At 65.3% G+C, this 22,056-nt stretch carries 22 protein-coding genes; 11 read left to right on the forward strand and 11 right to left on the reverse strand.

The annotated features are described in order from the left end of the window. The 4 genes from ctaD to J1M86_RS25500 all read right to left on the reverse strand — a co-directional run. The coding region (gene ctaD, locus J1M86_RS25485) for a cytochrome c oxidase subunit I (RefSeq protein WP_206511869.1) at nt 1-1,759 on the reverse strand (1,759 nt) is incomplete at its 3' end. 84 nt (nt 1,760-1,843) lie between these two features. Then, nucleotides 1,844-2,800 (reverse strand): M56 family metallopeptidase, encoded by a 957-nt coding sequence (locus tag J1M86_RS25490; protein ID WP_094650929.1) that lies wholly within the window; start codon nt 2,798-2,800, stop codon nt 1,844-1,846. After that, complete coding sequence (locus tag J1M86_RS25495; RefSeq protein ID WP_032382574.1) at nt 2,797-3,150, reverse strand: BlaI/MecI/CopY family transcriptional regulator; 354 nt, start codon at nt 3,148-3,150, stop codon at nt 2,797-2,799. Before J1M86_RS25495 ends, J1M86_RS25490 begins: the two co-directional genes overlap by 4 nt. Before the next feature lie 25 nt (nt 3,151-3,175). Continuing rightward, complete coding sequence (locus tag J1M86_RS25500) at nt 3,176-3,973, reverse strand: M23 family metallopeptidase (protein WP_094651186.1); 798 nt, start codon at nt 3,971-3,973, stop codon at nt 3,176-3,178. Between the two features lie 193 nt (nt 3,974-4,166). On the opposite strand from J1M86_RS25500, the gene J1M86_RS25505 reads away from it, so the two are divergent. Beyond that, on the forward strand, nt 4,167-4,328 hold the full coding sequence (locus tag J1M86_RS25505; RefSeq protein ID WP_155288468.1) for a hypothetical protein: 162 nt from the start codon (nt 4,167-4,169) through the stop codon (nt 4,326-4,328). 140 nt (nt 4,329-4,468) lie between these two features. Here the strand turns inward: J1M86_RS25505 and J1M86_RS25510 are convergent, their stop codons facing one another. Beyond that, nucleotides 4,469-6,508 carry a cytochrome c oxidase assembly protein gene (locus tag J1M86_RS25510; RefSeq protein WP_094650928.1) on the reverse strand — a complete coding sequence of 680 codons (2,040 nt, stop codon included), beginning with the start codon at nt 6,506-6,508 and terminating at the stop codon, nt 4,469-4,471. Nucleotides 6,509-6,746: 238 nt separating this feature from the next. Between J1M86_RS25510 and J1M86_RS25515 the strand changes: the two genes are divergently transcribed. Further along, entirely contained in the window at nt 6,747-7,670 is a 924-nt protein-coding gene (locus J1M86_RS25515; protein ID WP_032370892.1) for a cation diffusion facilitator family transporter, read from the forward strand. A gap of 182 nt (nt 7,671-7,852) precedes the next feature. Here the strand turns inward: J1M86_RS25515 and J1M86_RS25520 are convergent, their stop codons facing one another. Both J1M86_RS25520 and lspA read right to left on the reverse strand, forming a co-directional pair. After that, nucleotides 7,853-8,266, reverse strand: coding sequence for a Rieske (2Fe-2S) protein (locus tag J1M86_RS25520; protein WP_057479439.1), 414 nt, complete (start codon nt 8,264-8,266; stop codon nt 7,853-7,855). Nucleotides 8,267-8,471: 205 nt separating this feature from the next. Next, nucleotides 8,472-8,987, reverse strand: coding sequence for a signal peptidase II (gene lspA / locus J1M86_RS25525; protein WP_052053813.1), 516 nt, complete (start codon nt 8,985-8,987; stop codon nt 8,472-8,474). A gap of 319 nt (nt 8,988-9,306) precedes the next feature. Between lspA and lnt the strand changes: the two genes are divergently transcribed. Genes lnt through ccsB form a run of 3 tightly spaced genes read left to right on the forward strand, consistent with a single transcriptional unit; the run spans nt 9,307 to nt 13,405 of the window. Next, nucleotides 9,307-10,785 carry an apolipoprotein N-acyltransferase gene (lnt, locus tag J1M86_RS25530; protein ID WP_241260673.1) on the forward strand — a complete coding sequence of 493 codons (1,479 nt, stop codon included), beginning with the start codon at nt 9,307-9,309 and terminating at the stop codon, nt 10,783-10,785. A 27-nt stretch (nt 10,786-10,812) separates the two neighbouring features. Then, a complete protein-coding gene (locus J1M86_RS25535; protein ID WP_230074466.1) occupies nt 10,813-12,438 on the forward strand; it encodes a cytochrome c biogenesis protein ResB in 1,626 nt (541 codons plus the stop codon). 4 nt (nt 12,439-12,442) lie between these two features. Continuing rightward, the gene (gene ccsB, locus J1M86_RS25540; RefSeq protein ID WP_094650926.1) at nt 12,443-13,405 is read left to right on the forward strand and encodes a c-type cytochrome biogenesis protein CcsB; all 963 of its coding nucleotides are present in this window, start codon (nt 12,443-12,445) and stop codon (nt 13,403-13,405) included. Nucleotides 13,406-13,414: 9 nt separating this feature from the next. On the opposite strand, the gene J1M86_RS25545 is transcribed toward ccsB, so the two are convergent. The 3 genes from J1M86_RS25545 to J1M86_RS25555 are packed head-to-tail and all read right to left on the reverse strand — an operon-like array spanning nt 13,415 to nt 16,364. Continuing rightward, nucleotides 13,415-13,756 (reverse strand): DUF3703 domain-containing protein, encoded by a 342-nt coding sequence (locus J1M86_RS25545; RefSeq protein WP_256987778.1) that lies wholly within the window; start codon nt 13,754-13,756, stop codon nt 13,415-13,417. Nucleotides 13,757-13,762: 6 nt separating this feature from the next. Next, the gene (locus J1M86_RS25550) at nt 13,763-15,973 is read right to left on the reverse strand and encodes a cation-translocating P-type ATPase (RefSeq protein WP_206511870.1); all 2,211 of its coding nucleotides are present in this window, start codon (nt 15,971-15,973) and stop codon (nt 13,763-13,765) included. Next, nucleotides 15,966-16,364 carry a metalloregulator ArsR/SmtB family transcription factor gene (locus tag J1M86_RS25555; RefSeq protein ID WP_032373340.1) on the reverse strand — a complete coding sequence of 133 codons (399 nt, stop codon included), beginning with the start codon at nt 16,362-16,364 and terminating at the stop codon, nt 15,966-15,968. The genes J1M86_RS25550 and J1M86_RS25555 overlap by 8 nt, the downstream gene beginning before the upstream one ends. A 136-nt stretch (nt 16,365-16,500) precedes the next feature. Here J1M86_RS25555 and J1M86_RS25560 point away from each other — a divergent pair, with 136 nt between their 5' ends. From J1M86_RS25560 to J1M86_RS25585, 6 genes are all read left to right on the forward strand, one after another. Continuing rightward, complete coding sequence (locus J1M86_RS25560) at nt 16,501-17,160, forward strand: thioredoxin domain-containing protein (protein ID WP_206511871.1); 660 nt, start codon at nt 16,501-16,503, stop codon at nt 17,158-17,160. Continuing rightward, on the forward strand, nt 17,135-17,770 hold the full coding sequence (locus J1M86_RS25565; protein WP_206511872.1) for a vitamin K epoxide reductase family protein: 636 nt from the start codon (nt 17,135-17,137) through the stop codon (nt 17,768-17,770). The genes J1M86_RS25560 and J1M86_RS25565 overlap by 26 nt, the downstream gene beginning before the upstream one ends. A gap of 55 nt (nt 17,771-17,825) precedes the next feature. After that, the gene (locus J1M86_RS25570) at nt 17,826-18,461 is read left to right on the forward strand and encodes a TlpA disulfide reductase family protein (protein WP_094651184.1); all 636 of its coding nucleotides are present in this window, start codon (nt 17,826-17,828) and stop codon (nt 18,459-18,461) included. Beyond that, complete coding sequence (locus tag J1M86_RS25575; protein WP_128645990.1) at nt 18,458-19,090, forward strand: TlpA disulfide reductase family protein; 633 nt, start codon at nt 18,458-18,460, stop codon at nt 19,088-19,090. The genes J1M86_RS25570 and J1M86_RS25575 overlap by 4 nt, the downstream gene beginning before the upstream one ends. Next, nucleotides 19,087-19,920, forward strand: coding sequence for a cytochrome c biogenesis CcdA family protein (locus J1M86_RS25580; RefSeq protein ID WP_094650920.1), 834 nt, complete (start codon nt 19,087-19,089; stop codon nt 19,918-19,920). Before J1M86_RS25575 ends, J1M86_RS25580 begins: the two co-directional genes overlap by 4 nt. A 99-nt stretch (nt 19,921-20,019) precedes the next feature. Continuing rightward, nucleotides 20,020-21,261: an Nramp family divalent metal transporter gene (locus tag J1M86_RS25585; RefSeq protein WP_094651183.1), complete on the forward strand. Its 1,242-nt coding sequence runs from the start codon at nt 20,020-20,022 to the stop codon at nt 21,259-21,261. 95 nt (nt 21,262-21,356) lie between these two features. Here the strand turns inward: J1M86_RS25585 and J1M86_RS25590 are convergent, their stop codons facing one another. Next, nucleotides 21,357-21,809, reverse strand: coding sequence for a VOC family protein (locus J1M86_RS25590; protein WP_094650919.1), 453 nt, complete (start codon nt 21,807-21,809; stop codon nt 21,357-21,359). Nucleotides 21,810-22,056: the final 247 nt, after the last annotated feature.

Consider the following 22,056-nt stretch of genomic DNA (forward strand, 5'->3'; position numbering starts at 1 on the left):
CCGGAGGATCGGATCGTTCATGGCCGGCGATGGCTTCGGTGATCACTTCCGAGGGCGCGATCGAATCCGAGTGCGGGCCACCGACGTGCTGCTCGGCGCGGATGCGTTCGACCATGTGCGGATAGTGAAGCTCGAACGCCGGCCGCTCGGAGCGGATTCGGGGCATCTCGGTGAAGTTGTGCCGCGGCGGTGGGCAACTGGTCGCCCACTCGAGGGAGTTACCGAACCCCCACGGGTCGTCGACAGTGACCACTTCGCCGTAGCGGTAGCTCTTGAAGACGTTCCAGATGAACGGCAGCGTCGAGGCTCCGAGAACGAACGATCCCACGGTCGAGACCTGGTTGAGGGTGGTGAACCCGTCGGACGGAAGATAGTCGGCGTACCGGCGCGGCATTCCTTGCGCTCCGAGCCAGTGCTGGACGAGGAAGGTGGCGTGGAATCCGAGGAACGTCATCCAGAAGTGCCACTTGCCCAGTCGTTCGTCGAGCATGCGGCCGGTCATCTTCGGAAACCAGAAGTAGATCCCCGCATAGGTCGCGAAGACGACCGTTCCGAACACGACGTAGTGGAAGTGCGCGACGACGAAGTAGGTGTCGGTGACGTTGAAATCGATGGGCGGGCTCGCCAGGAGCACTCCGGACAGCCCGCCGAAGACGAACGTGACGAGGAATCCGATGGAGAAGAGCATGGGGGATTCGAGGGTGACCTGGCCGCGCCACATGGTGCCGATCCAGTTGAAGATCTTCACCCCGGTCGGCACAGCGATGAGGAAGGTCATGAACGAGAAGAACGGCAGCAGCACGGCGCCGGTGGCATACATGTGGTGCGCCCACACCGCGATGGACAGGGCTGCGATGCCGACGGTGGCGTAGATCAGACCTTTGTACCCGAAGATGGGTTTGCGGGAGAAGACCGGGAAGATCTCCGAGACGATTCCGAAGAACGGTAGCGCGATGATGTAGACCTCGGGGTGACCGAAGAACCAGAACAGGTGCTGCCAGAGCAACGCCCCGCCGTTGGCGGGATCGAAGATGTGGGTGCCGAGTTTCCGGTCGGCGAGCAGGCCCATCAGCGCTGCGGTCAGCAGTGGGAACGCCAGCAAGATCAGGATCGAGGTCACCAGGATGTTCCAGGTGAAGATCGGCATGCGGAACATCGTCATTCCCGGTGCGCGCAGGCACACCACGGTGGTGACCATGTTGACCCCGCCCAGGATGGTGCCCAGGCCTGCGATGAGCAGGCCCACGATCCACAGGTCGGATCCGATACCGGGGGAGTAGACGGCGCTGCTCAACGGGGTGTATGCGGTCCAGCCGAAGTCGGCGGCACCGCCGGGGCTGATGAACCCGGCGGTGGTGACCAGTGCGCCGAACAGATAGAGCCAGTAGGAGAAGGCATTGAGCCGGGGGAAGGCGACATCGGGTGCGCCGATCTGCAGCGGCAGGATGTAGTTGCCGAAGCCGAAGACGATCGGGGTGGCGTAGAGCAGCAGCATGATCGTGCCGTGCATGGTGAAGAGCTGGTTGTACTGCTCGTTGGAGAGGAACTGCATTCCCGGAACGGCAAGTTCGGAGCGCATGATCAAGGCCATGAGGCCGCCGACGAGGAAGAATCCGAACGAGGTCACCAGGTACATCAGTCCGATGACCTTCGGATCGGTGGTGGTGACCATCGTGTGCAGGAACGACCCCTTGCGGGCCCCGCGGGGTGGATAGGGGCGAACCGCCGGCGCAGCCGGAGGAGATGTCAGCGCCGTCATGGAACCACCTTCGAATCGCACGCGAATTACAGGACGCGTCCGACAGCCTAACTCAAATACTATGCTGCATAGTATTTGGGTGGGTCAGGTCAGTACGGCCGCACACGCTGCGGCGGAGATCGCACTGAGGGTGAGGATTGCCATGGCGGCCGGCACCACGAGCGGCAGTACGGCGGCGGCAGCGTATGCGCCGGGCACTGTCCGGGTCGGCATCTGCGCGCTCGTATCGAGGTGGCGGAGTCGTTCGGTGGTCGATTCGCCGATCAGGCCCAGTGCCCACAGTGGACGTGCAGAATGCGCCTGCGAGACCGTCGACAGTGCCGAACGTACAGTGTCGGCGCTGGTGACCGCGGCCGCGGACCGGTCCGCGGCGACCTCGACCAGAACCCGCACCGCTGCAGGTGCTGCGGCGAACAGGGGAACGCGAGGGAACGCCGCTGCCAGGATCTCGCAGATGTTGACGATGCGGTGGTGGCGCCCGCGCAGGTGGGCTCGTTCGTGTGCGATCACAGCTCGCTGTTGATCGGGATCGAGATGGGCGAGCAGGCCTTCGGTGGCCACGACGTAGCCGGGGCGACCGTCGATGCTGTAGGCCAGCGGGAGCGGGTGGTCGAGCCACATGATCGGTTCTGGTCCGGGGTCCGTGCGAGCGACGACGGCGATGACATCGCGGTGATAGTCGCGGACTTTGGACCGGGCTCGAAGTTGACGGCGAGTCGAGCGCAGGACGCGCGCCGACGCCGACGCCGCGAGGACGACCGATGCTCCGGCGACCGCTTCGCCGATCCACGGCTGGGCCGCGTGTTGCAGTGAGCCCAGACAGCGGACGGCGAGTTCGACCATGCCCTCGGCGGGCGCATGGCCGGGCCAGAGCAACACGGTCACCGCGGATCCCACGAGAAACAGCACCCCGGCGATGCTGCCGATCCATGCGGTCAAGGCGAGAGTGGGGCTCACGGTGCGGGTGAGAGAGGTCAGCGGCCGCGGCAGGGCGACGGCCGCGATGATCGCCGCGAGGAGCAACACCAGCGCGACGATCACCGGTTCACGTCCGGCAGGTTCCCCCGCAGAGCGTCGAGCTCGTCGTCGGTGACGGTTTTCGCGAAATGCATCAGGACGGCGGCCGAGTCGGTGCTGGTGTCGAGGATTTCGCGCAGAGCTTGCGAGGTGGCCTCCGCGCGCGACTGCACCGGGGAGTACAGGTACGCGCGTGACTGCTTGGTCCGCTCGACCCACCCCTTCTCGTGGAGATGGGTCACGACGGTCAGGATCGTGGTGTAGGCGGGGTTTCTGTCGGCCATGAGTTCACGCAGGTCGTGGACCGACTGCGGTCGATCGCATTCCCAGAGCACGTTCATCACCTCCGCTTCGAGATCACCGAGCCTTTTCATCGCCAGTTCTTCTTTCCTTGTCGTGTCAGCTGATATCGACTCCGCGTGCCGACAGCCACGCCGTCGGGTCGGACTTGGCACCGTCGGGTTGCCACACTTCGTAATGCAGGTGGGGTCCGGTGGATTGGCCTCGGTTGCCTACCGTAGCAATGAGCTCGCCGGCTTTCACACGTTGACCGGCGGTGACGAGCGCCTGGTCTATGTGCCCGTACACCCCGATCGTGCCGTCGTCCTGACGAATTCGCACCCACAGGCCGAACCCTTGCGCCGGCCCTGATTCGATGACCTCGCCGTCGGTCACCGATACGATCGGCGTCCCGATCGTGTTGGCGATGTCGAGTCCGTAATGCGTTGTCCCCCAACGTGGCCCAGAACCGGAGGTCAATGTGCCAGACACCGGCACCACCGAGAGCGGGCGGCGCGCCTCGGCATCGCGTGCAGCGCGCTCCGCCGCCCGAACTCCCCCCTCGGCGAGTTGCTCGGTCATGCGCTGCGCGAGTCGGCCGACATCGAGATCGGGCAACTGCAACACCTGCGGGGGTGAGGCAACGACCGGGCTCGGCGGCAGGACGCCGGCGGGAGGTCGATCGATACTCGCGGCGCTGAGCGCCACACTGTCCTGCGACCCGGTGTTCGGAGCCGTCGCTGCCGCGGAAAGAAAGGCACCGACCGCGACCGACGCAGCGATGGCGCGGCCACCCGGCTTCGGCACCCGGCGGCGATGAAGTCCGCGGCGAGCACTTCGCGACACGGGCTGGACTACGCCGCGGTCGACCTCGCCGTGTGTCGTCTCGTCCGGACCGGCCACGTGCGCCGCCCACATCGACGCGGTAGTGTCCGCGGCCGCGGTGTCCCAGGCGTCGCTGACCGCGTGAACGGTTCCATCCGGTGCGGGCGTCAGCGCCGAGGGCGTGTGCTCGTCCTCCGGCAGAGTGTCGGAGTACCCGGCATCGGCGGGCGACTCGGTCACAAAACGTGAGGGTGCGAACTCGGCCCGTCGATGACGGGGGCGATCGGTGAGCGCCGTCGGCCTGGTGCCGACGGGCATCGAGATCACGCCGCCGCGCGCCGGCGCTGCGCAGTCGTCGTCGATCGGATCGGGTGTGCGGTGTCGGGCCAAGATCACAATCCTTGGTGGCTACGAGGCCGAGGCCTCGCTCGAGATAACGAAATGGTGACGGTCAGGCCACAGGTTACTACTATCGAGCATAGTTTTTCCATCCCACTCGACCCGGATTCGCCCATACCGCTGGTCACGGTCCTCGGAGGACATCCCGCGGGCTACGGCGTCCCTGACCGAGAACGGATTCTTCGGGTATCAGGGGTGATCGCGCCGAGAGGACAGGCCACCGAGCATGGTGTTGTACGCCTCGAGTTCGGTATCACCTTGATCGTCGATTCGGCGATCTCGTTGCCGTGCCGCGCTCTCGTCGGCCGCCGACCACCGGACCGCGGCGAGAACCGCGGCAGCGAGCAACGGCAACTCGCCGATGCCCCACGCAAGAGTGCCGCCGCGCCGCTGGTCGGCCAGCAGGTCTGCGTTCCAATCCAGACGCAGTCCGCTGTAGAAGCTCGCTCCGAGCGCGGTCTCGAGATCGATCGTCACGACGAGGAAGAATGCGAACCCGGCCAACGCGGTGATACTCGCGAGCAACTTCGTCAGTCCCGCGATCGGTCTCGGTACCGGGTCTTCGCCGACCGTGCCCCAGAACATCACCATCCCGACGGTCAGGAACCAGCCCTTCATCACCATGTGTGCCACATGCGAGTCGGCGACGGTGTCGAACACTCCGCCGGGGTAGATCAGGTAGAAGCTGCTCAGGAACACCGTGGTGCTGACCCACGGGTGGATCGCGATCCGGGCTGCTCGGCTGTGCCATGCAGCCCGGAGCCATTCGCGCGAGCCCGGTGCGTCGGCTGCCGGCGCGGTCGGCAGGACCGAGGCGAACAAGGTGGCCGGTCGGCCGAGGACCAACAGCAACGGCACGGCGATGGCGACCGCGGTCAGTCCCGCCATGTGCACGCTGAACATCGCCGGGCTGTAGAGCCCGACCCCGGACGAGGTCGCCACGAGCAGCACCGCAGTGCCCATCAACCAGCTCGCTGTCCACCGCCTCTGCCATGGCAGGCCTACCCGCCGGCGGCGCCGCACGGCCACCAGGTACAGGACGGCCGCGATCACCGCAGCGGAGCCGAACACCAGGTCGAAACGCCACTCGAACGCCAACCGCGCAGCGGTGGGCGGGCCGTCCAACACGTAGCCCAAGGCCTCTTCGTGCGCCTGAGGTAGCGAGGCGTCCTGCGGCGGGGGCGGGGGAGTGCGACCGAGTGCAACCGCCAGGCCCACTGTGGTGACGAGAACGAGGGTCTCGATCATCGACAACGTGATCAGGGATCTGCGGTTCTCGGGATTGTGAGCCAGAGCGCCGACCGTTCGTCGTCGCTGTATCCACCCGAGGGTCCCCACGATCGCCAGGGCTGCGATCTTCGCCAGTATCAGAGCGCCGTACGTCGAATCCCACAGCGACGTCACGGGTACACGCACGGCAGCGTTGACCACTCCGGAGACCGCCATGATCACGAACGCAACCAGAGCGAGCGTCGAATAGCGGCGGGTCGCGACGGCAAGGTGTCCACCCCCGCGCAGCGCATGAGCGAGAAGTGCGAGGAGTCCGCCCACCCACAGAGCGGCAGCGAGGATGTGCAGAATCAACGAGTTCGTCGCGATGTCGTGATTGCCGCCGGTCGAGGAGTGGCCGGTGACCGCGCGCGGGATCAACGCGAGCATCGACAGGGCGAACAAGGCGGGGGTCCACCGATGCCGCAACACCGCCGCGCATGCTGCGGCGGTGATCGCCGCGACCGCAGAGGTGATGGCCCATGCAGTGGAGGCCTCGACATCGCCGATCGCACCGAGGAACTGCACCGGTTGCGCCGCAACGGATCCGACAGGTTGACCCGACGCGTCCGAGAGCGTCAGCGGCACCAACGCCGCCGCGCACACCGCCCACACTGCGGAGGCCTTCGCCGCGGTGCGGACGGCGATGTACCCGTCGATGGCGAGCACACCCGACATTTGGGGAGGAACGAGGAACGCTGCGAGAAGCAACGACCCCACCGCCACGACCGCGGCTACCTCTCCGAGCGCGGTCAGCGCCGGAATACCGTAGGTCGTGATCGGTCCCGGATCGGGAAGCCCGAGCAGAATCAGCGCCTGCGACGTCGACAACGCCGCGAGCACAGCGGCCACCACTGCCGCGATCGCGGCCCACAGCAGCATCACCTGCGAACCGGAGCGTCGATTCACCGGACCGCGGGTCGAGAGTGCGGCTTCGGTGGCCATGTCGTCGGTGGCCATGACGCGGCACCCCTTACGTGGATGATGTGTGGCGGGAAAACTGTCGGCCGGCAATATCGGCACGGCTGCGCCACCAAGTCGCGCAACCGAGATCGAACTACTACGAATCATAGTTCTGCGCCGACGCAGTGCGGCCGCGCGGGCAGCAGCTTCCAGCGAACACGACACTTGCATATATGCGCATATCGCAATATGTTGTGTTCCTGCTATCGAACCACGCCGAGAAGGGGTACCCACGATGGGACACGGACATGGCCACGGGATAGAGCCGGGATCGCCGGCGAGCGCATCCGGTAAGCACCTCGGGCGACTGTGGATCGCTGTCGGTCTCGGGGCGGTTACGTTGGTGACGCAGGTGGTAGTGGGTCTGTCCACCTCGTCGCTGGCGTTGTTGTCCGATTCCGCGCACGTGTTCACCGACGTGTTCGGGGTCTTGATGGCGATCGTGGCAATCACACTCGCACAGCGGCAGTCTCGCAAGACCGGCCGCACGTTCGGACTGTATCGAGCCGAAGTGTTCGCGGCTCTGTTCAATGCAGTGCTGCTCTTCGGTGTCGCTGGGTGGATTCTCTACGAAGCCGCGCAACGCATCACGAACCCACCGGAGGTGCCCGGGATTCCGGTCATGTTGGTGGCACTGCTCGGTCTGGCCATGAACCTCATCGCGTTCCTCCTTCTGCGTAGTGGTGCGAAAGAGAGCCTCAATGTTCGGGGTGCGTATCTGGAGGTGATGGCGGACATGCTCGGCTCGATCGGAGTGCTCGTCAGCGGACTGGTCACCGTCGTGTTCGGGTGGCGGTACGCCGACCCGGTCATCGCGGTCGCCATCGGGTTGTTCGTTTTGCCGCGTGCATTCACTCTGGGGCGTCATGCCGTACGAATTCTGCTGCAACACGCTCCGTCGGGCATCGATGTCGCCGCCGTGGAAAAGGCCCTGACCGGTGTCGACGATGTCGAAGAGGTACACGATCTGCACATCTGGACACTGACGTCGGGGATGGAGGTCGCTTCGGCGCATCTGACGGTCGCCCCGGAGGCCGAGACACCCCGGGTGCTCGCTGCAGCGCAGCAGGTTCTCCGCGACGAGTTCGGTCTCGAGCACGCCACTGTGCAGGTCGAACCCCAGGAAGGCGAAGGCCGTTGCCGAGAGGTCAATTGGTAGGCAGGTCTCGACCCGGTGCGAGATCGGCACGCCGTGCTGTCGTCGACACGGCAGCGATGTACCGGAACCGGCACCAGTCGGGTGGGGGCACAGAGTGGGTCCTCGATTGCCGCACATCGGCCCGGTCGACACCGTTCACCCCGAACCCGTCCACCTCGCATGTTCGGCCGCCCGGTGATGGATCAGTCGACTGTGAGGGTATCTACGGTTCTGGTCACGGCGCGGTTCGGCAGTGGCTCGGTAGCGGGGCTGCGCACGACCACCCCGTCGGTGATCGAGAAGGCACTGTTGTGGCAGGGGCACTCGATCGTGCCGTTGCGGACTCGGTTCACTGTGCACCCTTGGTGAGAACAGATAGCCGAGAAGGCCCGGAAGGTACCGGGTTCCGGTTGGGTGACGACGACCTGCCGGTCGGCGAGCACGATTCCACCGCCGACAGGAACATCGTTCACCGACAAGGTGATGGGACCGTCGGAAGCGGTGTCCTCACCGGACGGGGCTTCGCCGACGCTGCATCCGGCGGCAGCCAGGCACGCTGTAGCGCAGCTCGTAGCGAGAAAAATACGGCGCGGTAGCGCCGGGATGTTGTCGCTCATGCAGCAGGTTCCCCTCGGTGCGCCTCGGTGCGCCTCGGTGAGCGAGAGGCGACGATCGCTTGTCGGTGGTTGTGGTCGAATATGTTTCGAGCCGTTCCGGTGTCGATCACTCTCACTGTTCGAGCGAATCAGCATGATTGTCCTGTCGCGAATGTGTCTGCACTGCAGGGCATTCGATTCGAGCACCGAGGTATCTCATGCAAGTTCACGATTCGGCGCTGTCGGGCACTGCGGGCCGAGGGGTAATCTTTGTGGCCTCTCGCGTGAACAGTGCCGCCCCGATCATCAGCACCACCCCGCAGGTGATGTAGATGTCGGCGAGGTTGAATGTCGGCCACCAACCGGTGTGAAAGTAATCGGTGACCGCGCCGTCGAGGAGCCGGTCGAGGACATTCGAGAGTGCACCGGCGAGGACCAACGACAGCGCTGCCGTGGTGACCGGACCCGCGTGAGGCGCGGTACGCCACCCGTAGATCGCCAACCCGGTGGTGATCGACGCCGTCACGGCGACGACGACCCACACGGGCAGAGAATCACCCAGGCTGAACGCCATTCCGCGATTGAAGGCCAGTCGCAGCTCGAGTATCCGCAGCGGAATCGTCGAGCCGGGCAACGCCGCCTGCGCCCAGTAGTCGACCAGTAGAGCGGCAGCGACCAGAGCCAGGACAAGGGCGGTTGCGGCGGCGCGGAGCCGAGCGGTGGCGATGGGGGAGCGGGTCACTGGTCCTCGTTCTCGGGTGTACACCGTGCGTACGTCCGGGTGCACCGCAGACGGTGCAGGTGACCCCGGATTTGCCAACACTTGAAATACTATGCACCATAGTAGTTGATGAATACCGTCGATTTCTCCGCCACCCGATGCGTCGTGTCGCCGTGAGGGCGGCGGCACCCTCGTCATGAGGGCGATGCCCGATGCCGAACCCGGGCCCGGACCGTCCTGCGTCGACCGAGGTCGAGTGTGGCGGCTGTATCGGACAAGTCGAGGTGAAGGGCCCCGAACCTGGGCACGTCTGACCGCAGCGGCAACTTCGGGGCTGGCGATGTACGCCACGTTCCCGCCCCTAGATCTGTGGTTTCTCGCTCCGGTAGCAATTGCAATGCTGCTGTTGGCTGTGTGCGGGCGAGGGGCGCGTGCGGGGGCCGGCTACGGCTTCGTTGCCGGCTCGGCGTTCTTCGTGCCTCTGCTGCCGTGGGTGGGGGAGTATGTCGGATCGGTGCCGTGGCTGGCGCTGGCTGTCGTTCAAGCCCTCTTCGTGGCGATGTTCGGCGCAGTGGCGGATCGGATGTCGCGACTGCCGTGGGGGCCGGTCTGGGTGGCGAGCGCCTGGGTGGCGATTGAAGCGGCACGATCTCGGATCCCGTTCGGCGGATTCCCCTGGGGCCGCATCGCATTCGGTCAATCCGACGGTCCGCTGCTGCCTCTGGCTGCGTTGATCGGCGCGCCGGGGTTGTCGTTCGTCGTGGTGCTGATCGGGTCCGCTCTGGCCGGTGCCATCGCTTCCGATCGCATCACCCGCAGAACTGCAGCAGCGTCGTGCATCGGTGCGGCCACTGCTGTAGGGGCGCTCACGGTGGTGGCCCCACTGTTCGCTCCGCCGCCGCAGGACAGGGTCACCGTCGCCTTGGTGCAAGGCAACGTGCCGCGGCTCGGTCTCGACTTCAACGCCCAACGACGAGCAGTGCTCGACAACCACGTTCAGCGCACCATCGAGCTCGCCGACGACATCGACTCCGGCCGCGTACGCGCACCCGATCTGGTCATCTGGCCGGAGAACTCCTCCGACATCGATCCCCTGCGCAACCCCGATGCCGCCGCACGAATCGACGCCGCAGCCCGCGCCGTCGGTGTGCCCATTCTCGTCGGCACAGTACTACGCCAGGGCGACGGCACCACGAGCAACACCTCGATCGTGTGGGATCCCGCCACCGGGCCCGGACAGATGCACGACAAGCGGCAACTGGTGCCGTTCGGGGAGTACCTGCCGCTCCGCACGATCGTCACCGCACTCTCTCCCTACGCCGCCCAAGCAGGACGCTTCGTTCCGGGTCAGGGTGACGGTGTCGTCGACGTCGCCGGAGTGCCCGTGGCGGTGGCCACCTGCTACGAGGTCGCCTTCGACTCGTTGCTCACCGACTCCGTTCGCGCCGGTGCCCAGCTGATCGCAGTGCCCACCAACAACGCCACCTTCGGTCGGACGAACATGACCTATCAACAACTCGCCATGTCGCGGGTACGAGCGGTCGAACACGGGCGCAGCGTCGTCGTTTCGGCCACCAGCGGAGTCAGCGCCGTCATCGATGCACGCGGGGAGGTCGTCGAGCGCACGGAGCTGTTCACCCCCGCAGCTGTCGTCACCGAGGTCTCGCTGAGTACCACGCTCACCCCGGCGACGATCACCGGCAGCGTTCCGGAATGGATTGCCGCCACCGGCGTTGTTGCGGCACTGGCGTTCTCGCTGCTGCGCCGACCACGCTCCACCACACCGAACCCCCAAACTACTATGTCGCGTAGTATTTAGATGGTGGTCGGTGAAGGGCGTGCGGAGATGACGATCGACGAACACCCCCGTGCCCACTCGCCGGGACTGGTGCGCAGAACAGTGGCGATGCTGCGCAACCGGTGGCGACAACTGACGTCGATGCGTACAGCGCTGGTGCTGCTGTTCCTCCTCGCCGCCGCAGCAATCCCCGGCGCTTTGCTGCCGCAGCGCAATCTCAATACCCAGGCCGTCGATGCCTACATCGCCGCGCGCCCGGCTCTCGGGCCGGTGATGGACACGCTGGAACTGTTCGACGTGTTCGCAAGTTCCTGGTTCACCGCGATCTACGTCCTGCTGTTCGTGTCCCTGATCGGCTGTCTGACTCCCCGGTTGATCGAGCACGGCAAAGCTCTTCGCGCACAACCTGTTCGAGTGCCTCGAAACCTCACCCGACTACCGTTGCATCATTCGGGCACCCTCGCCGGCGACCCCGAGAAGGTGATCGCCGACATCGCGCCGCACTTGAAAGGGTGGCGCACCGTCGTTCGACCCGAGCCCGATGGCGCACTGACTCTCTCGGCCGAGAAGGGCTACACCCGCGAAGCCGGGAACTTGCTCTTCCACTTCTCGCTGATCGGCCTGCTCGCCGCTATCGCCATCGGCAAACTGTTCGGCTACGAAGGCTCGGTCATCGTCATCGCCGACAACGGACCCGGTTTCTGCAACACCTCTCCCGCCGTCTACGACTCCTTCCGCGCCGGCAACAGCACCGACGGCACCGGACTCGAGCCGTTCTGTATCCGGGTCAAGGACTTCACCGCCGACTACCTCGAGAACGGTCAGGCCGAGATGTTCACCTCGAACATCTCCTACCAGAGCGCCGACGACATCGCCGCCGACACCTGGCGCGACTATCAACTCAAAGTCAACGAACCCCTCCGGCTCGGCGACGAACGCATATACCTCACCGGACACGGCTACGCCCCCGAATTCACCGTCACCTTCCCCGACGGCCAGACCCGCACCGAAGCCCTGCAGTTCCGCCCCGACGACGCCACCACGTTCCTCAGCAGCGGCGCGCTGCGATTCGACCCACCCGGGGGGACCTACGCCACCGCCGACGAACGCCGCCGAGGCCAGATCGCCATCGAAGGACTCTTCGCGCCCACCGCGCAATTCAACGGAAATCTGCTCTCCTCCCGCTTCCCGGAATTGGTCGATCCCGCTGTGGCAGTGGACATCTACAAGGGCGACACCGGTCTCGACACCGGCATCCCGCAGTCGATCTTCTCCCTGGACCAGGAGATGATCAACCAGGGCCGGCTGGTCAAGCAGGACCGGGTCAACCTGCGGCCCGGAGAATCGACAACCCTCTCCGACGGCACCCTCGTCCGGTTCGACGGTGCCAAGGAATTCGCGAATCTCCAGGTCGGATACGACCCCGCGCAGCGGTGGGTCCTCGTGTTCGCGGTCACGATGATGACCGGACTGCTGGTGTCCCTGGTCATCACACGCCGGCGCGTCTGGTTCCGGGCCCACCTTGGCGAACACGGACTCTCGCGAGTGGACATGGGCGGCCTGGCTCGCACCGATCACGCCGGCTGGGGACCCGAATTCCAGACCCTCCGGTCACAGATCTGGCCGCAGACAACCCCGAGCGACTCCGAGACCCACGACAGAGAAACGGTGTAGCACCATGCCGATCGACGACACCCTCGCTCGTTGGAGCGACATCAGCTTCGAGACCGCCTTCGTGGTCTATCTCCTCGCAGCAATCGCATTCCTCGGCCAGCTCGCGTCGACCCGTAGCGCGGAGCTGCACAATATGGAGCGACTGCGCACGCGGGTGATCGCAGTGACATCGACGACGCCCGGACGCATTCCCGACGCACCCCGGCGGGTTCCGTCCGAACGCATGGGCCGTACCGGACTCGGGCTGGTGATGGTGGCGCTGACGTTGCATGTCGGGTCGATCGTTCTTCGCGGGATCGCCGCCAGCAGGCCGCCGTGGGGCAACATGTACGAATTCGTCTCGGTCACCTGCGCGGCCGGTGTACTGGCTGCACTGGTGGTGCTGCGCTCCAAGCAACTGCGCACCCTGTGGTTGTTCGTCCTGGTGCCGACGTTGATCCTCCTGTTCGTCGCCGGCACCGTGCTGTACGCCGACGCAGCACCGGTGGTACCGGCACTGCAGTCGTACTGGCTGCCGGTGCACGTCTCGATCGTCTCGCTCGGCAGCGGGGTGTTCTTGATCTCCGGGGTTGCGAGCGCGCTGTTCCTGATCCGCATGAAGCATCCCGAGGCCTCGGGGAGCAGAATGAGCCGAATCGTCGCCCGTCTGCCTTCCGCGCAGACACTGGACATCCTGGCGTACAAGACCACGATCTTCGCATTTCCACTCTTCGGCGTCGGCGTCATCCTCGGTGCCATTTGGGCCGAAGCCGCATGGGGCCGATTCTGGGGCTGGGACCCGAAAGAAACGGTCTCCTTCATCACCTGGATCGTCTACGCCTCCTACCTGCACGCCCGCGCCACCAGCGGATGGCGCAACACCCGCGCAGCATGGATCAACATCGCCGGATTCGTGGCGATGCTGTTCAACCTGTTCATCATCAACATGGTCGTCTCCGGCCTGCACTCCTACGCAGGCCTGAACTGATGACTCCCGCTACGTGCCCCCCAGCGCGTCCGCAAGGTCCTGCGGAATGGGCATCGGCGACATCAGTCCCGCCTCGACCCGGCCGGTGTTACCGGCCGGGTATCGCCCCGACCACGATCCTGGAGCAGCGACCACGATCCGAATCAACTGGCCCCAGGATTCGCGCCGATCATGTTCTGTCACCGCAGCTTTCAACATCGCGGCGTGGTTGCGAGTATGCAACCACGGATAGGGCTGCGAGAGGATGTGTGCTCGTTCGAGGTGGTACCAGCGCACCTCTGTTGTCGATGCCCCTGCTGCTGCGGTCATTTCGATCTCGTAGAGCCTGCGTGCAGTTCGATCACCTCTCACAGGTCTCTACCGCTGTCCGCGGAAGAGTTCGCCGTGCGCGGGGGTCGATGTGCAGCAGGTACATCCATCCGAGCACCCGGAGCTGCTGCCGTCGTCTGCTCCGATCGCCGAGGGTGACGGTGCGGTGGTGGCGGCCAGTAGGTTCCCAGATGCGAGAGGCGCAGCGTTCCTCGGCGTCGGGGCCGGAGCGCAGCAGGCATCCTCGAAGGCCGCTGCGGGTGCGATCGTGACATTGAGGGCACCGGATGCCGTAGGCGGTGGGACGAACCCGTCCAACGGTGTGGTGCGGGCGGCGCGAATCGCATTGGCGATCACCAGGACTTCGGCGAGTTCGTGGACGAGCACCACAGTCGCCAAACCGAGGACGCCGGTGGCAGCCAGTGGGACGAGCACGCCGATGATCGCGATCGACAGGGCGATGTTCTGGACCATGATGCCGCGGGCATGCCGAGCGTGGGCCAGCACCTGCGGTAGATGCCGGAGGTCTTCCCCCATGAGGGCAACATCGGCGGTCTCGATGGCAACGTCGGTTCCCATTGCGCCCATGGCGATACCGACATCTGCGGTCGCCAAGGCGGGAGCGTCGTTGATGCCGTCGCCGACCATGGCAATCTTGCGTCCGGCCGCGATGTCGGCGAGCAGGGCCGCTTTGTCCTCGGGCAGTAGTTCGGCGTGGACGGCGGTGATACCCGCCTGGGTCGCCAGGGCCTGCGCAGTGAGTGCGTTGTCGCCGGTGAGCATCGCAGTGTCGATACCGAGCGCGGTGAGTTGGCGGACAGCCTCGGCGGCCTCGGGCCGCAGTTCGTCGCGGACGGCGATCGCAGCGATCAGGACTCCGGCGCGTTCGACGAGAACGACTGTGGCACCGCTGCTTTGGAGACGAGCGACGTCGGCGCGGAACTCCTCGGAGCTGGGGTGGGTGTCGAACCAGCTCGGTTTCCCGAGCCTGATCGCGGCTCCGTCGAGGGTGCCGGTCAGGCCGTGTCCGGCGATGGCAGTGACATCATCGGCTGCCGCGACGGTCGATACGGAAGCGAGGATGGCGCGGGCGAGTGGATGCTCGCTGCGCGCTTCGAGCGCAGCAGCAACGGCCAGCGCGGCGTCGCGGCCGATTCCCGCAGCGGTGACGACGTCGACGACCTCCGGTCGTCCTGCGGTGAGGGTGCCGGTCTTGTCCACGGCGACGACGCGGATGCGGCCCAGCTCTTCTACTGCTGCACCGCCTTTGATCAATGCCCCGTTGCGGCTCGCAGCCCCGATCGCCGCCACCACCGACAGCGGCACCGAGATGGCCAACGCGCACGGTGATGCCGCGACCAGGACCACCAGTGCGCGTTCGAGCCACAACATGGGGTCACCGAGCACCGCACCGACGCCGGCGACGAGGGCGGCGAGAATCATGATCGAAGGCACGAGGGGACGTGCGATCCGGTCCGCGAGCCGCTGGCCGGCCCCTTTGCGGTCCTGGGCCTGTTCGACGATGCGGACGATGCGCGCAAGCGAACTCTCCGATGCCGGCGCGGTGACGGTGATCTCGATGGCTCCGCCGCCGTTGATGGCACCGGCATGCACCTCGTCGCCGACACCGGCTTCGATGGGCACGGACTCGCCGGTGATCGCGGACACGTCCAGATTCGTCGAACCGCGTGCGATGGTGCCGTCCGTGGCAGCTCGCTCGCCCGGTCGCAGCACCATGGTGTCCCCGATCACGACCTCGTCGGGGGGCAGGGCCTGCTCGGTTCCACCGCGCAGGACCGACACTGTCGGCGGCACCAAGGACAGAAGTGCGCGTAGTCCGCGGCGGGTCTTGGTGACCGCGTACTCCTCGAGTCCCTCGGCGACGGAAAACAGGATGCCGAGCATCGCGGCCTCGGGGATCTGGCCCAATGCGATGGCACCGAGGAGCGCGATCGTCATCAGCGTGCCGACACCGATGCGGCCGTGTCGCAGATTTCTCACCGTCGCGGGAACGAAGGTGACGGCCGCGATCGCGGCAGCGATCAGACCGCCGACGGTCGCGACCGCATCGGCACCCGTTCGACCGAGCAACCACGATGCGGCGAGGATGATCGCGGCTACCGATGCGAGTTGCAGCTCGCGGACCTGCCACAACCTCTGGGGTACGTCGGTCGGAGCCGGACCTGCCGTGCCCGTACCGTCGGCGGCCGGTTCGGTGGTCGGCGCAGCGGGGGTCGGTCCGCAGCACGCGTCAGCCATGATCGACCCCGGTGAGATCAGCGGTGGCCGAGGCGGTGGCCAGTGGCTCGGTCAGTATCGAGAGCAGTCGGGCGCCGCGATCGGTGAGCGAATACATGACCAACTTTCCCTCTCTGTTCGATGTGACGGCGTCCGCGGCTTTGAGTTTGCGGAGATGGTGGGAGACCAGCTTCTGGCTCTGTCCCACGATCCACGCAACATCGCAGCCGCACATCTGCCCGCCGGCGTTCAACGCGAGCGCGATGGTCAGTCGGGTGGGGTCACCGAAAGCTCGGGCAGCGTCGGCGACCGGTTCGATATCGCCGAGAGCAGGCAAGGCTGCGCGCACCCTCTCGGCGTGAGGGAGGTCCATACACAACAGATCGCACGAGTCCAAAGGTTCCAAGGCCATGGGCACAATCTAACAATCATGCGATCGTCAGGGAAGACCTTTCGGTCGACGTTCGTACGATTGTTAGTCTCACAACGGGTCGAAACGCCCATATCGGGCCCGTTGATCAGTCCGAACGAGTCGAGAAGGTAGTTGTATGAGCCGAGCGTTGAAGATTTCCCTGTCCCTGGTGGTCGTGTTCGCCGCCGCGTTGGCTGTATTTCTGGTGGTGGACCGATCGGGCACGCCGGATGCTGCCGCCGCCGAGCAGGCCGCCGCCGACCCTGCCTCGATCGCGGTGCGCGAGAACAGTCATCGGTTGAACTCGGTGCCCGACGGCCGGGTCACGTTCGTGGAGTTCCTCGACTTCGAGTGCGAGGCCTGCCGGTCTGTCTACCCAGCGATCGAACAATTGCGTGAGGAGTACGGCGACCGGGTGAGCTTCGTGGCCCGCTACTTTCCCATCGCCTCGCACTTCAATGCCGAACGCGCCGCACGCGCTGTCGAAGCCGCAGCACAGCAGGGCGGCTTCGAGGACATGTATCAGCGCATGTACGAGACGCAGGCGCAGTGGGGCGAACAGCAGGTTCCGCAGGACGAGTTGTTTCGGAGCTTCGCCGTCGAGCAAGGACTCGACATGAGCGCCTTCGATGCCGCCTACACCGACCCTGCGACGCTCGCGCGCATCGAGGCCGACGTCGCGGACGGGATCGCGCTCGGCGTGCAGGGCACACCGACGTTCTTCCTCAACGGCACCAAGATCGAACCCACCACGTACGGAGACCTCGCCGATGCCCTCGACGCTGCACTCGGCTGACCCCGCAGCCGCTCTCACCCGACGCAGCGGACCGTTCGCTCGAAGCCTGCCCTGGCTGCTGTTGGTAGGAGGCGTGATCGGACTGGCCGCCGCGTTCGTACTCACGGTAGAGAAGTTCGCCCTTGCGCTCGATCCCGCCTACGCCCCGACCTGCAGTATCAATCCGGTACTCAACTGCGGATCGGTGATGGACACCCCGCAGGCGTCTGCGTTCGGATTTCCCAATTCCCTTCTCGGGATCGCGGGCTTCGCCGTCGTGGCGGCAGTGGGTGCCGGCCTTCTCGCCGGTGCGGTGTTCGCACAGTGGTTCTGGGGTGCGATGCAGGTCGGTGTCACTGCTGCCGCAGTCTTCGTGCACTGGCTGATCGCGCAGAGCCTGTACGACATCGGCGCCCTGTGCCCGTACTGCATGGCGGTGTGGGCGGTCACCGTACCGATCTTCTGGTACGTCACGCTGCGCAACCTCGACCGCGGGGCTCCGAGTGCGGGCCGGCGGCAGTGGGTGGGAGTGTTGATGCGCAATCACTCGATTCCACTGACCGTGTGGTACCTGACGGTGATTGCTCTTATCGCACAGCGCTTCTGGTCGTATTGGTCGACACTGCTATGACCGGCGACATGTGTTCGCCTCGTGCGCGGTGCCCGCGGTGCGGACAGTCGAAGCGATGAGAGGCAGCGGAACGGTGGTGATGCTCGTGCTTATGGTCGCAATGATCGCGGCACTGTGGCCACGATCCGGTGGCATCGAGCGCGGCCCGTCAGAGGCCATCGCCGACAATGCCGCGCCGGTCGTATCCGAACCCGCACGGTCCCGCCCACCAGGTGACGCGGCACGAGCAACAGCGCTACCGCTGTGTCCGCCGCCGGTACCGCGCGAAGGCGGTCCGCTGGCGGGAGTGATAGCGCGCTGCATCGGCAGCGACAGCGACAGCGATGCCGATCTCGCCGACGTTCTCGGCAGTGAGGTGACGTTGATCAACCTGTGGGCATCCTGGTGCGGCCCGTGCCGCACCGAGATGCCCGTAGTCGATGCCTACGCCGCAGAACCCGACGCGATCCCAGTCATCGGAATCAACGTCGAGGACCGGCCCGCGGACGCGGCCGCGCTGGTCACGCAACTGGGCGTCCGCTATCCGAACTACATCGACGGCGGCAGCGTCCTGGACGCGCTCTCGGCACCGCCGGTCCTTCCCTTGAGCTTTCTCCTCCGCCCGGACGGAACGATCGAGCGCGTCACCGACCCGACGGTGTTCGAGATGACAGACCAGATCCGCACTGCAGTAAAGGATTTCACCTCATGACACGTCTCCCACCAGTGTGGGTCGGTGCGCGCCGTCAAGGCACCACGCCCACCGCGGCAATCGGATCGATTCTTGCCGTCGTACTACTGATCTCCGGATGCTCCGACGGCGCACAGGCTGCATCCACGGGAGGTAGCTTCGACTTCGTCGCCCCCGGCGGTCGAACCGACATCGTCTACGATCCCCCCGAAACACGCGGTACCATAGGCGAACTCGCCGGCCCCGATCTGATGGAGGAAGGCAAGACGACCGCTCTGTCGGACTACGACGGCAAGGTGGTGGTGATCAATCTCTGGGGTCAGTGGTGTGGCCCCTGCCGCGGCGAAGCCGACGACCTCGAAGAGGTCTACGAGACCACCCGCGAGCGCGGCGTGCAGTTCCTCGGTCTCAACGTCAGAGATCCACAGAAGGACAAAGCGCAGGACTTCGTCGTCGACAACGACGTCTCCTACCCCTCGATCTACGACCCTTCGATGCGGACACTGGTCGCCCTCGGCGGGAACTACCCGACCAGCGTGATCCCCTCGACGCTGGTACTCGACCGTCAGCACCGCGTGGCCGCGGTCTTCATGCGCGCCCTGCTCACCGACGATCTCCTTCCCGTCGTCGAACGGATAGCCGCGGAATGACGACTCTTCTCGCCCAGGACATCGGGTCGGCCTTCCAGAACGCGGCATCGAGCGGGCCACTGCTGCTCGCGATCGCGGCATGCACGCTCGCCGGGTTGGTCTCGTTCGCCTCACCCTGCGTGGTGCCGCTGGTGCCGGGATACCTGTCCTACCTGGCAGGAATCGCCGGTGCCGACGCCCAATCAGCCGATACCCGATCGCCCGGCACCTCGACCATCGGCACCTCGTCGACGGAGCTGGCGAATCGCTGGCGTGTGGCCGGCGCAGCGTCGTTGTTCGTTGCCGGGTTCACGATCGTCTTCGTCCTCGCCACAGCCTCGATCTTCGGAGTCATCGGCACCTTGCGCATCAACGAGCAAGTACTCCAACGAGTCGGCGGCGTCATCACGATCATCATGGGTGCGGCGTTCATCGGATTGATACCCGTTCTGCAACGCGACACCCGATTCGCACCTCAGCAGATCTCGTCCCTCGCTGGAGCGCCGCTGCTCGGCGGTGTGTTCGCGCTCGGCTGGACACCGTGTCTGGGTCCCACCCTCGCCGGCGTTCTGTCTGTTGCGGCAGGAACCGAAGGTGCAACCGCAGCTCGCGGGGTCACTCTCATCGTCGCGTACTGCATGGGGCTCGGCCTACCGTTCGTCGTCCTCGCGTTCGGTTCGAGTTCGGCGATGCGCGGGGTGGGGTGGCTTCGGAGGAACTCACAGAAGATCAAGGTCGCGGGCGGTGTCATCATGATCGCCGTCGGCATCGCTCTGCTGACCGGAGTATGGGGATTGTTCATCGCCTGGATCCGCAACGAATTCGTCAGTGCAGTGATCCTGCCCATCTGATCGAGATGTCGCCGAACCACCACGCCGCATTGCATTGTTCGGGTAGCCGAACTATATTTTCAGGGTCCTGACATACTGTTGGTGCCGGAGGGTGTGGTCATGTCTGTGCTGCAGCGCCGATCGTCTCGGCCGCCCTCGAGGTTTCGGTCGGGCCTCGTTCTGCTCGGACCCGCTTTCGTCGCAGCGATCGCCTACGTCGACCCCGGCAATGTCGCCTCCAACGTCAGCGCCGGGGCGCAGTTCGGATACCTGCTGGTCTGGGTGATCGTTGCCGCGAACGTGATGGCCGGTCTCGTCCAGTTCCTCTCCGCCAAACTCGGCATCGTCACCGGAATGACACTGCCCGAAGTCGTTCGCGAGAAGTCGAGCAGGACTGTGCGACTGGCATATTGGGGGCAAGCAGAAGTGGTCGCCATGGCGACCGACCTCGCCGAAATCGTCGGCGGTGCGATCGCCCTCTACCTGCTCTTCGACCTGCCGCTCCTGATCGGCGGCCTCATCACCGGGGCCGTATCGATGATCTTGCTGATGGTCCAGGATCGCCGGGGCCAACGGCCCTTCGAGTTCGTGATTCTCGGGCTACTCGGTGTCATCGCCGTCGGATTTCTTGCCAGCGTCGTCGTGGAACCGCCATCGTTCACCGAGGCCGCGGCCGGTCTGATTCCGCGGTTCGACGGCGCGGAAAGCGTGTTGATCGCCGCCGCGATGCTCGGTGCGACGATCATGCCGCACGCGGTGTACCTGCACTCCGGTTTAGCACGTGACCGGCACGGACACCCCGAGGCAGGGCCTGTCCGTCAGCGGTTGTTGCGGATCACCCGGATCGATGTCGGGTTGGCGATGCTGCTGGCCGGTGCAGTGAACATGTCGATGCTGCTGTTGGCGGCATCGACATTGGGGGGCCGCGAGGGCGTCGATTCCATCGAAGGAGCCCACGCAGCAGTAGGGGACACTCTGGGGCCGGTGGTAGCACTGCTGTTCGCGGTGGGCCTGCTGGCCTCGGGCCTTGCATCGACATCGGTCGGGGCGTACGCCGGCGCGATGATCATGGATGGGCTACTACGTAAGCGCATTCCGATTCTGGTGCGACGACTGGTGACACTTGTTCCCGCACTGGCAATTCTGGCAGCAGGAGTCGACCCCAGTCGGGCACTGGTCGTCTCGCAGGTCGTGCTGTCGTTCGGTATTCCGTTTGCGTTGATTCCCTTGGTGCGGTTCACCTCGGACCGCATCCTGATGGGCGGCGATGTCAATCACCGGATCACGGCATACGCGGCATGGCTCATCGCGGGAATCGTCGTCGCACTCAACATTGCACTGATCTATCTGACCGTGGCCTGACTGCGCGCGGGTGGACGTGTCGAGCATGCGCTTATTTCACACGCGTAGCGCATCGACGGGCGTCCGGGTCATCGAGTTTCTGCTCGAGGGTGGGGTCAGGGTGCGCCGTTGCTTGCCGTGGCGGGCTCGTGTTGGCTTTTTTCATTGGTATGGAAAGTGATCAGATTGCCGTCGGTGTCGACAGTTGCGAACTCCGTCGTTCCCCAGTCCGTCGAGACGGGACGACCCGCGTCTGCGGGATGGAGAACTCCCGCGCGGGACATCTCGGCGTAAAGGTCGTTGATCTCGTCCACGGCGATGCGGCAGCTGGCTGTGCCGGCAAGGAACGTCTCGGCTCCGCTGCATACCGGCCATGCCGCAGGGTCTGAACGGGTATTCCAGCTGTCGTCGTCGGCGGCCCACAAGTGGATCTCGACGTCGTCGCGGGTAAGCCTCGCGAAAGTCGGGTCGGTGTACCGGGTCGTGAAGCCGAACGCGCGGACGTATATCTCTACAGCGGTGTCGATGTCTCGTACCGGCAGCGCAGGTACCACTTTCGACATGCTCATAGGCAACACTAACGCCGACGGGCCGGAGGAGAGGAGCCGAACCCACCTCAATTGCTGGCGCTCAGTGCATTCGACTTCTGACACAGTGAACGCGACTCCTGAAACTGACAGGATTACCCATGTCAGTTTCAGAAGTGGGCGTCATAAATTCCTGGGGTTTTACCTCCGATTGCAGTCGTCTTCTGACATTCTGAGTGCAGAAGTGGACTGCACAATCGGTCGGTCACGCAGGCCGGGCGTTCGGAGG

Origin of the sequence: Rhodococcus sp. KRD197 (assembly GCF_017168235.1) — a bacterium.
Classification (GTDB): domain Bacteria; phylum Actinomycetota; class Actinomycetes; order Mycobacteriales; family Mycobacteriaceae; genus Rhodococcoides.

Coding starts and splice junctions, on each gene's coding strand:
- J1M86_RS25550 (WP_206511870.1), bottom strand. CDS start 15,973: ATGGCTGACGCGTGCTGCGGACCGACCCCCGCTGCGCCGACCACCGAA.
- J1M86_RS25500 (WP_094651186.1), bottom strand. CDS start 3,973: ATGTGGGCGGCGCACGTGGCCGGTCCGGACGAGACGACACACGGCGAG.
- J1M86_RS25585 (WP_094651183.1), top strand. CDS start 20,020: ATGTCTGTGCTGCAGCGCCGATCGTCTCGGCCGCCCTCGAGGTTTCGG.
- J1M86_RS25560 (WP_206511871.1), top strand. CDS start 16,501: ATGAGCCGAGCGTTGAAGATTTCCCTGTCCCTGGTGGTCGTGTTCGCC.
- J1M86_RS25575 (WP_128645990.1), top strand. CDS start 18,458: ATGACACGTCTCCCACCAGTGTGGGTCGGTGCGCGCCGTCAAGGCACC.
- J1M86_RS25535 (WP_230074466.1), top strand. CDS start 10,813: ATGACGATCGACGAACACCCCCGTGCCCACTCGCCGGGACTGGTGCGC.
- J1M86_RS25510 (WP_094650928.1), bottom strand. CDS start 6,508: ATGGCCACCGACGACATGGCCACCGAAGCCGCACTCTCGACCCGCGGT.
- J1M86_RS25555 (WP_032373340.1), bottom strand. CDS start 16,364: ATGGCCTTGGAACCTTTGGACTCGTGCGATCTGTTGTGTATGGACCTC.
- J1M86_RS25515 (WP_032370892.1), top strand. CDS start 6,747: ATGGGACACGGACATGGCCACGGGATAGAGCCGGGATCGCCGGCGAGC.
- J1M86_RS25590 (WP_094650919.1), bottom strand. CDS start 21,809: ATGAGCATGTCGAAAGTGGTACCTGCGCTGCCGGTACGAGACATCGAC.
- J1M86_RS25570 (WP_094651184.1), top strand. CDS start 17,826: ATGAGAGGCAGCGGAACGGTGGTGATGCTCGTGCTTATGGTCGCAATG.
- J1M86_RS25520 (WP_057479439.1), bottom strand. CDS start 8,266: ATGAGCGACAACATCCCGGCGCTACCGCGCCGTATTTTTCTCGCTACG.
- lnt (WP_241260673.1), top strand. CDS start 9,307: ATGTACGCCACGTTCCCGCCCCTAGATCTGTGGTTTCTCGCTCCGGTA.
- ccsB (WP_094650926.1), top strand. CDS start 12,443: ATGCCGATCGACGACACCCTCGCTCGTTGGAGCGACATCAGCTTCGAG.
- J1M86_RS25580 (WP_094650920.1), top strand. CDS start 19,087: ATGACGACTCTTCTCGCCCAGGACATCGGGTCGGCCTTCCAGAACGCG.
- J1M86_RS25495 (WP_032382574.1), bottom strand. CDS start 3,150: ATGAAAAGGCTCGGTGATCTCGAAGCGGAGGTGATGAACGTGCTCTGG.
- J1M86_RS25565 (WP_206511872.1), top strand. CDS start 17,135: ATGCCCTCGACGCTGCACTCGGCTGACCCCGCAGCCGCTCTCACCCGA.